The 12,858-nt window shown below is 62.1% G+C and carries 10 protein-coding genes; 7 read left to right on the forward strand and 3 right to left on the reverse strand.

The annotated features are described in order from the left end of the window. Positions 1 to 5: 5 nt before the first annotated feature. Positions 6 to 935, reverse strand: a complete 930-nt coding sequence (locus ACIPZF_RS20335) for a helix-turn-helix transcriptional regulator (protein WP_400802484.1) — start codon at positions 933 to 935, stop codon at positions 6 to 8. A 290-nt stretch (positions 936 to 1,225) separates the two neighbouring features. Here ACIPZF_RS20335 and ACIPZF_RS20340 point away from each other — a divergent pair, with 290 nt between their 5' ends. The 7 genes from ACIPZF_RS20340 (at position 1,226) to ACIPZF_RS20370 (ending at position 9,518) form a co-directional block, all read left to right on the forward strand. Beyond that, entirely contained in the window at positions 1,226 to 2,566 is a 1,341-nt protein-coding gene (locus ACIPZF_RS20340) for an MFS transporter (protein WP_400802486.1), read from the forward strand. Between the two features lie 191 nt (positions 2,567 to 2,757). Next, entirely contained in the window at positions 2,758 to 3,468 is a 711-nt protein-coding gene (locus ACIPZF_RS20345; protein ID WP_400802488.1) for a fumarylacetoacetate hydrolase family protein, read from the forward strand. 17 nt (positions 3,469 to 3,485) lie between these two features. Further along, complete coding sequence (locus ACIPZF_RS20350; RefSeq protein WP_400802489.1) at positions 3,486 to 4,244, forward strand: SDR family oxidoreductase; 759 nt, start codon at positions 3,486 to 3,488, stop codon at positions 4,242 to 4,244. A 24-nt stretch (positions 4,245 to 4,268) separates the two neighbouring features. Beyond that, positions 4,269 to 5,219 (forward strand): 2-hydroxyacid dehydrogenase, encoded by a 951-nt coding sequence (locus tag ACIPZF_RS20355; RefSeq protein ID WP_400802491.1) that lies wholly within the window; start codon positions 4,269 to 4,271, stop codon positions 5,217 to 5,219. A gap of 296 nt (positions 5,220 to 5,515) precedes the next feature. Then, a complete protein-coding gene (locus ACIPZF_RS20360; RefSeq protein WP_400802493.1) occupies positions 5,516 to 7,993 on the forward strand; it encodes a T6SS effector BTH_I2691 family protein in 2,478 nt (825 codons plus the stop codon). Positions 7,994 to 8,016: 23 nt separating this feature from the next. After that, positions 8,017 to 8,715: a hypothetical protein gene (locus ACIPZF_RS20365; RefSeq protein ID WP_400802494.1), complete on the forward strand. Its 699-nt coding sequence runs from the start codon at positions 8,017 to 8,019 to the stop codon at positions 8,713 to 8,715. Then, entirely contained in the window at positions 8,712 to 9,518 is an 807-nt protein-coding gene (locus ACIPZF_RS20370) for a DUF6708 domain-containing protein (protein ID WP_400802496.1), read from the forward strand. The genes ACIPZF_RS20365 and ACIPZF_RS20370 overlap by 4 nt, the downstream gene beginning before the upstream one ends. Positions 9,519 to 9,641: 123 nt before the next feature. On the opposite strand, the gene nirD is transcribed toward ACIPZF_RS20370, so the two are convergent. Together nirD and nirB are read right to left on the reverse strand one after the other, a co-directional pair. Beyond that, a complete protein-coding gene (gene nirD / locus ACIPZF_RS20375; protein WP_400802497.1) occupies positions 9,642 to 10,004 on the reverse strand; it encodes a nitrite reductase small subunit NirD in 363 nt (120 codons plus the stop codon). Continuing rightward, on the reverse strand, positions 10,004 to 12,556 hold the full coding sequence (nirB, locus tag ACIPZF_RS20380) for a nitrite reductase large subunit NirB (RefSeq protein ID WP_400802499.1): 2,553 nt from the start codon (positions 12,554 to 12,556) through the stop codon (positions 10,004 to 10,006). Before nirB ends, nirD begins: the two co-directional genes overlap by 1 nt. Positions 12,557 to 12,858: the final 302 nt, after the last annotated feature.

Below are 12,858 nucleotides of genomic sequence, written 5' to 3' on the forward strand. Positions count from 1 at the left end.
CAAGCTTACCGCATCGCCACCTGCGGCGTATCCGGGTCGCGCTGCTGGCGGCGGAATTGCCCGGGTGGCAAGCCGTGGATCTGCCGAAAGCGCCGCGAGAAATAGGCTTCGTCGGCGAAGCCACACAGGCGCGCCACCTCCCCTACCGGTCGGCTGCCATTGAGCAGGTAGTTGCGCGCCGCGTGCATGCGCCGCTCCAGCACCAGCTCGCTGAAGGTCTTGCCGATTTCCTTGCGCAGCCAGTGGGTCAGGTAAGTGGGTGACAGGTAGGTCGCGGCTGCGACCTTGTGCAAGTTGAGATCGGGGTCGTCGATATGCCGGCGCAGGTACTCGCTCATGCGCCCGAGCGCAGCGCGGCGGCTGAGCTGTGCGGCGTTGTTGTCGGCCAGTTCGCGCAGGGCTTCGGCGTACAGGCCGCAGACCTGGCCGATCAGTTGCAGCAGCAGACCCTTGAGGATCTCGCGGCTACCGAAGCGGCGGTTGGCATCCAGCTCGCGCATTTGCGTGAGCAGGCGCCGGACCTCTGCGAAATCGGCCTCATCGAGGCAGAAGTCGAGGTGTTCCTGGAAGCGGAACGGTGACAGCTCCGGTGCCTGCAGAATCGACACCTCTTCCAGGTCCATCGGATCGCAGGCCAGGTGCGGCAGCAGGAAAGTCTGGGAAAAGTTGATCACCACGAAGTCGCTGTCGGCCGGATGCGGGATCACATGCACCCGGTGCGGCAGGATGAACGCCAGGGTGTTGCGGCGGAACGGGCGCTGCACGTTGCCGATATGCTGCACGGTGTCGCCGCCAAAATTGACCTGAATCTGGAAGTACTCATGGCGATGCGGCGCGGTCTCGGCGGGGCGGCCACGCTGATCGCGGATGTAGAAATCCATCAGCTCGCTGCGCTGCTGCATGAGGTAGGTCGGCACCTCGCGCTTGGGGGGCATGGGCTATCTCCAGAAACCAGGCATTAAGTTGTACGACGTCCAAACTCTGCAATTTAACCCCGTCTGCAAAAACCGATGCAACAGCAAATCGCTACAGCCCTCTAGAAATCAGCAATTCAGCAAAATATCGAGGCAAAACCCCGCCCCTGGATTTTCTTGGACACCATGACTCACCCCCGCTCCGGGTGAAAAAAACGATCTAAAACCCCCGTTGCTTTCACGACGTTGTACGACCACCTTAGAAAAGGGACTGCAGCCCAACCTCTACCAACAACAAACGAGGTCGACTCATGTCGAGCACGCCTACCCCCCGCGCCGCGTCGTCGTACGCGCTGGACGCGGCCCCTGCCCAGCGCCTGCCCACCCGCCGCCGCTGGTTCATGCTGTCGCTGCTGCTGGTGGCGACCATCATCAACTACGTCGACCGGGTGAACATCTCCATCGCCGCGCCGTTCATGGCCAAGGACCTGGGCCTGGACAAGGTCGAGATGGGCCTGATCTTCTCCGCCTTCGCCTGGACTTACGCGCTGGCTCTGGTACCCGCCGGCTTCATCGCCGACCGCTTCGGCTCGCGCCTGACCTACGGCGTGTCGCTGATCAGCTGGTCGGCGGTCACCGTCGCCCAAGGCATGGCCAGCGGTTTCGCTTCTCTGTTCGGCCTGCGCCTGGCGGTCGGTGCCATGGAAGCGCCGGCCTTCCCTGCCAACAGCCGCGCGGTCACGGTGTGGTTCCCGGCGCGTGAGCGCGGTATGGCCAGCAGCATCTACGTGTGTGGCCAGTACCTGGGCACCGCGTTGTTCACCGGTGCCCTGCTGTGGCTGGCCACCACCTACGACTGGCGCCATGTGTTCTACAGCACGGGTGTGGTCGGCATCGTGTTTGGCGTGGTGTGGCTGTTCCTGTATCGCGACCCGCTGAACTGCAAGAAAGTCAGCAAGGAAGAACTGGCTTACATCGAAAACGGCGGCGGGCTGGTGAAAAGCAGCCAGCAACGCACCCGCTTCGACTGGCGCCAGGTGGCCGAGCTGTTCCGTTACCGTCAGGTGTGGGCGATCTGCCTGGGCAAATTCGCCAGCACCTCGGCGCTGTACTTCTTCCTCACCTGGTTCCCGACCTACCTGATCGAAGAGCGTCAGCTGACCCTGATCAAGGTCGGCATCTTCGCGGTGATGCCGTTCATTGGCGCCACGGTCGGCATCCTCCTCGCCGGTATCGTTTCCGACCTGCTGATTCGCAAAGGCTACTCGCTGTCGTTCGCTCGCAAGTTGCCGTTGGTGGTGGGTTCAATGCTGGGCATGTCGATCGTGCTGGTGAACTTCACCGATTCCAATGTGCTGTGCATCGCCATTCTCACCCTGGCGTTCTTCGCCCAGGGCATCGCCTCGTCGTCGTGGGCGGCGGTGTCGGAAGTCGCGCCCAAGGAGCTGATCGGTTTGACCGGCGGTATTACCAGCCTGGCGGCCAATATCGGCGGCATCGTCACGCCGATCGTGATTGGCGCGATCGTGCAGGCCAGTGGCTCGTTCGCTCTGGCGTTCTGGTTCATCGGCGCGGTGGCCTTGATGGGCACGCTGTCGTACTCGCTGCTGCTGGGCAAGCTGTTCCGCATCGAATTGAAAACTGCGGCCTGACTCAAAGGCCTCTTCGCGGGACAAGCCCGCTCCCACAGGTATAGCGGCTTGCCGGGGCTCTGTGGGAGCGGGCTTGCCCCGCGAAGAGGCCGGTAAAGATGCCTTGGATAGTCCAAACCAACACCGTTTTCGTCCAACTTTGCCCGCCAGCCGCAGGCTACGCTGGCCACTCCAGTACAGAGGATCCACCCATGACCTACCTGTTCAACCCGCCCGCCGTCGTCAGCTTGCCGATCCTTGGCGACACTGCGCGCTTCCCGGTCGGCCGGGTGTTCTGCCTGGGCCGCAACTATCCCTGGCCCGAGTCCACAGGCCCGGCGCCGCGCGAGCCGGTGTTCTTCATGAAGCCCGCGAGCAATGTGGTCGAGGCGCTGGGCGAACTGCCCTTCCCACCACAGACCGACGAGTTCTGCCATGAAATAGAGCTGGTGGTGGCGATTGCCAAAGGTGGCGCCGACATCACCCCGGAACGCGCGCTGGAGCATGTGTTCGGCTTCACCGCCGGCCTCGACCTGACCCGCCGCGACCGCCAGCGCCAGGCCAAGAGCGAGGGCCTGCCGTGGGAAGGCGCCAAGGTGTTCGAGGCCTCGGCGCCGATGACCGCCATCACCCCCGCCAGCCAGCTGCCGTGGCCACTGGATGCGTCGCTGTGGCTGCAGGTCAACGGCCAGGAGCGCCAGCGCGCGCATCTGAGCCAGCAAACCTGGCCGCTGGCCGAGGTGATCAGCCGGCTGTCCCGGCAACTGCCGCTGCGCCCCGGTGACCTGATCATGACCGGCAGCCCGCCCGGCGTAGCGCCGCTGCACCCAGGCGACCTGATCCATGCCGGCATCGACGGCATCGGCGAACTGCAACTGCGCGTCGGCCCCCGCCCCGCCGCCCAAGCCGCCGACGCGGCCTGAACCTCTGGAGCCCTGACATGAGCCAACACAAGAAAATCGCCCTGGTCACCGGCGCCGGCAGCGGCATCGGCCGCGCCGTCGCCCTCGCCCTGCTGCAGGATGGCTTCAGCCTGGTGCTCGCCGGGCGCCGCGCCGAGCCGTTGCAGGCGCTGGTCGAGCAAGCCCAGGCCGCCGGCGGTGAAGCCCTGGCGGTGCCCACCGACGTGCGCGATGAACAGAGCGTTGCGCAGCTGTTCGCCACTATCGAAGAGGTGCATGGCCGCCTCGACGTGATCTTCAACAATGCCGGCATCAACGCCCCCGCCGTGCCGATCGACGAGCTGCCCCTGGAAAACTGGCGCAACGTCATCGCCACCAATGTCGACGGCGTGTTCCTCTGCGCCCGCGCCGCCTTCGGCCTGATGCGCCGTCAGCAGCCACAGGGCGGGCGGATCATCAACAACGGCTCGATCTCGGCGCACACCCCGCGCCCGTTCACGGCGCCCTACACCGCCAGCAAACATGCGGTGCTGGGCCTGACCAAGGCCCTGGCGCTGGACGGCCGCCCGTACAACATCGTGTGCAGCCAGGTGGACATCGGCAACGCCCTGACCGAGCTGTCCGAACGCATGACCCGTGGCGTGCGCCAGGCCAATGGCGAGATCGCCGCCGAACCGATGCTCGACGTGCGCCATGTGGCCGACGCGGTGCGCTACATCGCCGCGCTGCCGCTCGACGCCAACGTCCTGAACATGACCGTGATGGCCAGCAACATGCCCTTTGTCGGCCGTGGCTGACCCCTGCCTTGAATGGAGTACCCGATGAAACCTGAAGTCCTGCAACTGAGCCCGATCCTCATCCCAACCATCCGCGAGCGTCTGGAAGCCCTGTTCACCGTGCACCGCTACTACGAGCAGGCCGACAAGGAGGCCTATGTCAGCCAGCACGGCCCCAACATTCGTGGCGTGATCACCGGCGGCCACACTGGCATCAGCCAGGCGCTGATGGCGCGCCTGCCCAAGCTGGAAGTCGTGGCGGTCAATGGCGTGGGTACCGATGCGGTGGACCTGGCCTATGCGCGTGATCGCGGCATCCAGGTAACGGCCACTATTGGCGCGCTCACCGAAGACGTCGCCGACCTGGCCATCGGCTTGCTGATCGGCGTGTGCCGAGGAATAAGCACCGGCGACCGCTTCGTGCGTTCAGGCCAGTGGGCAACCAGCGCCACGCCACTGGCGCCGTTGCCGCTGGCACGCCAAGTGTCGGGCATGCGCGTAGGTATTGTCGGTATGGGCCGGGTGGGTCGTGCGGTGGCCCAGCGGGCGGCGGCGTTTGGCTGCCCGATTCGCTATACCGATCTGCAGGCGCAGGATGTGCCTTACGGGTTCGAGGCGGATCTGCTGCAGTTGGCCAAGGACAGCGATGCGCTGATCCTGGCAGCGGCAGCGGACAAAGGTGAAGCCCTGATCAACCGCGAGGTTCTCCAGGCGCTCGGCGCTGAGGGGTATCTGATCAATATTGCGCGCGGCAAGCTGGTGGATGAACCGGCATTGATCGCGGCACTCGAAGCCGGTGAAATCGCGGGGGCGGCGCTGGATGTGTTCGCGGATGAGCCGCGTGTGCCAGAGGCGTTGTTCGAGCGTGAGGACGTCGTTTTGCAGCCGCATCGGGCCAGTGCCACGGTGCAGACCCGCACGCGCATGGGGGAAATGGTGGTGGCTAGCCTGGTGGATGTGTTTGCTGGACGTGAGCCGCAGGGGTTGGTGATCTAAGTAGCTTGTGCCGGCCTCTTCGCGGGGCAAGTCGGATCGCGAAGAAGCCGGTAGCAGCAGTGCAGTAATGTCAGGCCATACTTTTGGAAAATTAATCGGCGAATATTCCTACAGAGTTTTAGGAAGAGCCAAACTCCTCTGAGAAATCGTTCCTCGTTAGTGTTCAGGTGCAACTTCGACGCAACTGTTTGCTAACCAACCGTTGGCCGGCGTAGCCGAGCGATGACGGGTGAATGAGGGACCTCCATGCTCCATATCAAAAAATCCTCTCAGCTTGAACTGGGGGGTTGTTGCCCATGAGCATCAGCCAGAGCATCGCCACTTTAGTCGCCGAAACCGATTTCCTCCTCACCCCCTGCAAAGCCTGCCAGCGCCAAGGCCTGCCGATCCTGCCCCTGCGCCAAGCCCTGGTCCCCGATACCCGCCCAGGCCGCGACTCGGCCACGCAAACCCGCATGGGCCTGCGCACCTTGCGCAGCGGCTACCTCTACGTGCTGCTCGACCAGCGTATCTGGCACGCCTACGAAGTGACCGACCACGGCCACCTGCGCCGCTTCAACCCCTACGAACCGCCACCCGGGCCACCGCCGCCGCTGCCCGAACGGTGCACGCAGGCGGACCATGACCTGCCGTCTTCCTTTCTCAACATCGACACCGAGACCTACGGCTCGGCCTGGTTGGCCTTCTCCAGCGATGCCTGGCCGGTCAGCGTGCTGCAGGCTTACCGCAATGGCCAGGCGCCCGCGCACCGTTTCGAAGGGCTGGACCTGACCCAGGCGCGCAACAATCCCGAGCTACTCGGCCTGGCCATGACCCCGGACAACCTGCAAGTGGACAAGCAGGTCTTCGAATACGCCCAGCAACTGAACGGCCCGTTCGACAGTGCCCACGGTTTCCACAGCCGCTTCCTGCGCAAGTTCGCCCTGCGCGGTTACGTGGTCAACGCCATGCAGCAGCACGCGCTGGAAAACGGCGTGCTGGCGGTGGTGCTCGACGACACCGTCGGCCTGGTTCAGGAGTACAACCACCAGCGCCTGAACTGGGTGGTCAAACGCCAGGCCTGGCGCGAGGATCCGCTGCGCGCCTACCAACTGCAAACCTCGCAGATTCTACAGATCATCCGGGAAACGCAGCGTGAATGGGCGGCTCAAGAGATACAGCCGTCCTTCGAGCCGCAAACCGGCGACGGCCCGCCGGCGTTCACCGACCCCGCCACCGAACGCCAGCGACTCGTGGACGTGCGCCAGCGGGAGAGCGATGAAAAGCTCGAAGAGCGGTATGACGAACCCCGGCGCGCTGCCTTCCAGGCCGAGTACGACCAGCAGGAACTTCAGTTCCAACGCCACATCGACCAACACGCCGCCGCTTACGTAGCGCACTGCGAAAGCGCAGCCTTCGCCCTGATCGAGCGGCATGACTATGACGGCAGGAACCGCGAGTCGGGCATCGCCTACACCAAGACCATGGCCGGCTGCCTGGCGGGCGGTATTACCGAAGCCCCATCCACGAGCGCCGAGCCCGCCGCACCTGCCGCCGGCACCAGCGCAGCCCTGTGGCTCAAGTGGTTACAAGACCCAAACAGCCCCGCTTACCGCGCCTTGCTGCTGCGCGATGGCGCCTTGCTGGCCGCGCTGCTGCCCAGCTTTTCGCAGACCGAATCGAACAACTGGAATGACAGCGAAAAGCTGTACACCGCCTTGAGCAAATTCATCGCCAGTGAAGACGCCGGTCTCAAGCTGCGCGATGCGCTCAAGCAGTCGGTCACCGAACTGCAAGGGGCAGTCAACGCGTCCAGCCAGCGCCTGGCCGTGTGGCTCGACCCCGGTGTGCAACAGGTAATCCGCCACCTGAACAGCGCCAGTCAACGAATCTACAACGGCGTGCACCTGATCGAGTTGCAGGTGCAGATGAAGCTGGGCGAGTACTACGCCTTGCAGAGCGCCCACCTGCGCGAACTGCAAAACAGCGCCAGCGAGAAACTGGCCAAGGCGCGGACGCGGATGATGCCGCCGCTTCACGAAGTCATGGGGGGCGTGGAGAACAAGGCAAACAAGGTCAAGCCCATCATCCAGACCGGCTTGCTGAGCCTGGCGGTGCTCGACCCGAAGGTGGCGCACACGGTGGTCAACGTCAGCGTCTGGGTCGAGGGTACGGCCCACGAACTGCATGAACGACTGGCCAATGAGGTCAAGTTGAACGTCAATCAACTGGGGCCTGCGGCACAGATGACGCTGGTCGATCTCAAAGTGGCGGCGGGGACACTGGAGCCGAGTGCGCGGAAATTGCTCGATGGCATGCGGATCAGTGCGGGGCAGGCTTCGCGGTTGGTGAGCGGTGGTTTTACTGGGTTGAGGGGGACCGGCAAAGGGTGGGAGTTGCTGCTTTCAATCGGCGGGCTTTATTTGTTGAGTGATAGCCTGGGGAAGAATCTGGAAAAGGCGGAAGAAGAATTAGGGCCGAAGTCCAGCGAAGCGATGATGGCGTTGTATGGGTCGAGCGTAGGTATTCTCGGTGGAGGTATTGAGTTTTTGGGATTATTGATGCCCCACAAGGAGAGCACGCCTAACAAATTCTCGACCGGCCGCAAAGTTGTTCGTGCCGGGGCAATCATCAATGCTGCAGCAGGCATATTCGATGTAATTCAAGCTGCTATTGCAGCGAAGCGGACTCACATCGCTGGCGACCAAAATGCTTTCAAATGGTACATAGCCACTAGCATTTCAGGTGCAATTAGTACCGCATCCGCAATCATCGCAGTATCTTTCCAGCATTAATTGGAGCTTTGGGGATTGCCATCGTGGCAGGGCTTATAACTTATGCATTTACGAAAAAAGGAGAACAGGAAGAGTCCACACCTTTGGAGCGATGGGCTAGGCGCTGCTACTTTGGTAAAGCTAACGAAATTCCAACCATTCATTGGAACTCACCTAATCACGCAGACATTGCGCTGTCTGAACTGAACGCGTGCACCTTAGGCGCGACCGCCAACATTAAGTTCAAAACCACTAGAGCGGATTATGCCTCAAGCCCTAAAATAGGCGGACTGGTGAACATCGAAACCAGAACCACGCTTAACTTTAATTTTACTCTACCTCAATACTCAGAAACTCTTTCGAGCTTTCACTGCATTCTAATAGCTCACCGAGCAGGGGATGTCATTGCACAGAGCCAAATGAGTGGGGAAGTAATAGCAAACCTCAAGCACGGCGTGCCAAGCTTTACTACGAGAGCCTCAAGCCACGAGTTTCCCGGGCCCTCAACCCCTCAAAGATTCCCTGATTACAGGCCTGAAACACTGACCATTAGCAAAAGAACGCAATCTAGCCCCCTATCAAATGGTGCGTTAACCACCGAGGCAGTTACCGGCAGCATCGAACTTTCTCCTGATCTGGGGAAGCACAACATAACGAGCGCGACGCTATTTTTAGCCTATTGGCCAGACCGAGACATCCCAAGCGCTGTGGCCGAAATCGTGATTCAGGAGGAAAACAAATGAGCCTGCCACCTCGTGCGCCCGGCTGGAAATACGACATTCCAAGTTCCTCTCATGCGGCTTCATCAGAGTCAATCTTGACCCACCTGGATCCCCCTCCTAACCAAATGAATACTATTTTTTTAGAAATACCAAGATCCACACTAAAAATTAGAGGCATCTCTATAATTTTAATGCCACCAGTATTGTTGTTCACAATAATAGGTTCAATTGGAATTTTTCTTAGCATGCTCGCTGATGCAAAACTAGACTTAGAACTTTTCTTCGCTATACTGGCACTTTGCATCCTTTCAATATTTGCCACGATACCCTACCTTCGCTTCGAGCTAGGCCTGCCGCGCGATGAGCCCATCCGTTTCAATAGACACCGTCGAAAAGTGTATTTCTACCAATACAGAATGAATCGACTAAATCCCTTTGGCCGCAAAGGATGGGGCGTCCAGCCCATCGCCTACGATTGGGACGCTCTCACTGCCGAGGTTTACCGCATGTACCTGCCAATGGGCTACGGCGGTTTGAAGGAGGAAGTACGGATATCAGTCCGCGACCTTGAAAGCGGTGAAGTCATCGACCGCTTCTTCCTAAGCGACGACATTCAAGAAGGTGAGCAGTACTGGGCCATCGCCAGGTTATTCATGCAAGAAGGTCCCGATGCAATCCCTGACTTTATTCACCCGCCGCGGGACTGGAACGAAGAGAAACTTTCCAACCCCTTCGATCAACGTGCCCCAAAAGTCAAATGGCCCGCCGAAATGGACCTGGAATCACGCACTGCCCCCGACCAAGTAGAGCAATCATCAAGCTGAGGTGCTCCTGGGCGGCCTCCATAGCAGCCCAATACCTCAATGAGCGGCAGGCCTTTGCTTGAAAAGTAACCTCTAAAGCGGCCCCATCCTCCACATACAGGAGATGGGGCCAACCCCATCGGATCAGGCCACCGCCACTTCCACAGCCCCCCCGTTCATCCGCACCGGCCACACCCGCAGCCGTTGCCCGGCATCTTCCAGGCACTCGCCGCTCGCCAGGCTGAAGTGCTGTTTGTATAGCGGCGCTGCCACGACCAGCTCCCCTTGCAAGCTCCCCACCAACCCTCGGCCGATGACATTAGCCCCCGAGCGAGGGTCGCGGTTATCGACTGCGTACAGCGGCTGTGCCTGCCCAGGCACGTAGAACAGCGCAACCTGCTCCCCCTCTAGCCACACCACCACCCCCGAATCGGCGACCAGATCATCAGCCCGGCACACCGCCTGCCAGTTCTCTTGGGTTTTCATAGCAGCATTGGACAAGTTCATCACACAGCCTCCTCGACAGTTGGGATCAGATGTAGCGCAGCAGCCGGCCGGCGCTGTTCGCGCTCGCGTACGAAATGCACATCAGGGTCGGCGCGCCGGTCATTGACGAAGGTGCGGAAGCGCTTGAGTTTTTCCGGGTCGTTGAGGGCGTTGGCCCACTCGCATTCATACTGATCGACCACATGCTGCATCTGCGCTTCCAGCTCGGCCGCCAGGCCCAGGCTGTCGTCGAGAACCACCTGCTTGAGGTAGTCCAGGCCGCCCTCCAGGCTTTCGCGCCAGACCGAGGTGCGCTGCAGTTTGTCGGCGGTGCGGATGTAGAACATCAGCACGCGGTCGATCAGGCGCACCAGGGTTTCGTCGTCCAGATCGGTGGCGAACAGTTCGGCGTGGCGCGGGCGCATGCCGCCGTTGCCGCAGACGTACAGGTTCCAGCCTTTGTCGGTGGCGATCACGCCGATATCCTTGCTTTGCGCCTCGGCGCATTCGCGGGTGCAACCGGACACCGCGAACTTGAGCTTGTGCGGGCTGCGCAGGCCCTTGTAGCGGTCTTCCAGGCGCAGCGCCATGGCGACGCTGTCCTGCACGCCATAGCGGCACCAGGTGCTGCCCACGCACGACTTCACCGTGCGGGTCGACTTGCCGTAGGCGTGGCCGGTCTCGAAGCCGGCTTCGATCAGCTCGCCCCAGATCAGTGGCAGCTCGTGCAACTGGGCGCCGAACAGGTCGATGCGCTGGCCACCGGTGATCTTTGTGTAGAGGTCGTATTTTTTAGCGACCTGGCCGATCACGATCAGCTTGTCGGGAGTAATTTCGCCACCCGGAATGCGCGGCACCACCGAGTAGGTGCCGTTCTTCTGCATGTTGGCCATGAAGGTGTCGTTGGTGTCCTGCAACGGCACCAGCGCCGGGTCCATGATCGGCTGGTTCCAGCATGAAGCGAGGATGTTGCCCACCGCCGGCTTGCAGATGTCGCAACCGACGTGGCCTTTGCCGTGGCGTTCGAGCAGGTCGTTGAAGGTGCGGATGCCGCCGACCCGAACCAGCCCGTAGAGCTCCTGGCGGGTGTAGGCGAAGTGTTCGCACAGGCTCTTGTCCACGGTGACGCCACGGGCGGTCAGTTCATGCTCGAAGACCTGCTTGAGCAATGCTGCGCAACCGCCGCACCCGGTCGCTGCTTTGGTACAGCCCTTGACGGCGGCGAGGTCGCCGCAGCCGTTGTCGATGGCAGCGCACACAGCGCCCTTGCTGACGTTGTGGCATGAGCAGATGGTCGCGCTGTCGGGCAATGCGTCGGCGCCCAGGGCTGGCGCTCCACCGCTCTGCGGCAGGATGAGCGCGGCGGGGTCGGCCGGCAGGACGATGCCGTTCTGGGCGTACTGCAGCAGGGTGTCGTAGTAGCTGTTGTCACCCACCAGCACGGCGCCGAGCACGTGCTTGCCGCTGGCATCCACCACCAGCCGGCGATAGGCGGCGTTGGCCTCGTCGATGAAGCGGTAGCTGCGCGAGCCTGGCGTAGCGCCGTGGGCGTCGCCGATGGAGCCGACATCCACGCCCAGCAGCTTGAGCTTGGTCGACATGTCGGCGCCGGTAAATTCACCGGCGGCCTCGCCCAGCAGCAGCGCCGCCAGGTTGCGCGCCATGCTGTAACCCGGCGCGACCAGGCCGAACACACTGCCGTTCCATGAGGCGCATTCGCCGATGGCGAAGATGCGCGGGTCGCTGCTGCGGCAGTGGTTGTCGATCACCACGCCACCGCGCGCGGCGACTTCCAGGCCGCTGGCACGGCCCAGGGCATCCTGGGGGCGGATGCCGGCGGAGAAGACGATCAGGTCGGTCTCAAGGTATTCGCCGCCGTCGAAGTTCATGCGATAGCGGTAGGCTTCACCGGCACTGATCGACTGGGTGGCGCGTGACAGGTGCACGCCCACGCCCAGGGCTTCGATCTGCGCCTTGAGCGCCGCGCCGCCCTCGCCGTCCAGTTGCACCGGCATCAAGCGAGTAGCGAACTCCACCACGTGCGCTTCCAAGCCTAGCGACTTTAGGGCGTTGGCGGCTTCCAGACCAAGCAATCCACCACCGACGACCACGCCGCGAGAGGCATTGGCAGCGGCGGTACGGATCGCGTCGAGATCATCGAGGGTGCGATAGACCAGGCGGGCATTGCCGCTGGAGCCTTCGATCGGCGGCACGAACGGATAGGAACCGGTGGCCAGGATCAGTTGGTCGTAGCCGTAACGGCCCTCGGCGGTGACCACTTCGCAGCGTTCGCGGTCGATCTCCAGCACCGCTTCACCCAGGTGCAGGTGCACGCCGTTGTCGCCATAGAACCCTTGCTCGCACAGGGCCAGGGTTTCGGCGCAGCTGCCGCCGAAGTACTCCGACAGGTGCACGCGGTCGTAAGCGCGCTGGCGCTCTTCGCCGAACACATGCAGCTCGAAGCGCGCCAGGGCGCCGCGTTCGACCAGTTGCTCGACGCAATGGTGGCCGACCATGCCGTTGCCGACGATGACCAGTCGCTCTCGTTGCCCGCTGCTCGCTGTTGCCTTCATACGCCGATCCTCGATCAAAAAAAAAGCGCCTGGAGCCGAAGCTCCAGGCGCCTTTGCCTGTATTCATCACGGAGTGCCCCTGGGTTGATCGCCGTTGATCAGTGGGGTTGTTGTGTGGGAGTTAGTGCATGGACTGTGCCAGTTGGGTTGCCTGTGCCGGCCTCATCGCGGCTGAAGCCGCTCCTACCTGGATTGCGCGACGCCAGCCCCTGTAGATACCGTCTTGACCCTCACCCTGCAAGAGCGATTTTGGGGTCAAACGGTATCCCCGACTTCACCACCCCGTAAACCAGGTGCAGCAG

This window comes from Pseudomonas sp. NPDC089752, assembly GCF_044748725.1.
Taxonomy (GTDB): domain Bacteria; phylum Pseudomonadota; class Gammaproteobacteria; order Pseudomonadales; family Pseudomonadaceae; genus Aquipseudomonas.

Bases quoted from the DNA above. Each gene is read 5' to 3' on its own strand.
- nirD (WP_400802497.1), bottom strand. From the start codon at position 10,004: ATGAACTTGTCCAATGCTGCTATGAAAACCCAAGAGAACTGGCAGGCG.
- ACIPZF_RS20360 (WP_400802493.1), top strand. From the start codon at position 5,516: ATGAGCATCAGCCAGAGCATCGCCACTTTAGTCGCCGAAACCGATTTC.
- nirB (WP_400802499.1), bottom strand. From the start codon at position 12,556: ATGAAGGCAACAGCGAGCAGCGGGCAACGAGAGCGACTGGTCATCGTC.
- ACIPZF_RS20345 (WP_400802488.1), top strand. From the start codon at position 2,758: ATGACCTACCTGTTCAACCCGCCCGCCGTCGTCAGCTTGCCGATCCTT.
- ACIPZF_RS20370 (WP_400802496.1), top strand. From the start codon at position 8,712: ATGAGCCTGCCACCTCGTGCGCCCGGCTGGAAATACGACATTCCAAGT.
- ACIPZF_RS20335 (WP_400802484.1), bottom strand. From the start codon at position 935: ATGCCCCCCAAGCGCGAGGTGCCGACCTACCTCATGCAGCAGCGCAGC.
- ACIPZF_RS20340 (WP_400802486.1), top strand. From the start codon at position 1,226: ATGTCGAGCACGCCTACCCCCCGCGCCGCGTCGTCGTACGCGCTGGAC.
- ACIPZF_RS20350 (WP_400802489.1), top strand. From the start codon at position 3,486: ATGAGCCAACACAAGAAAATCGCCCTGGTCACCGGCGCCGGCAGCGGC.
- ACIPZF_RS20355 (WP_400802491.1), top strand. From the start codon at position 4,269: ATGAAACCTGAAGTCCTGCAACTGAGCCCGATCCTCATCCCAACCATC.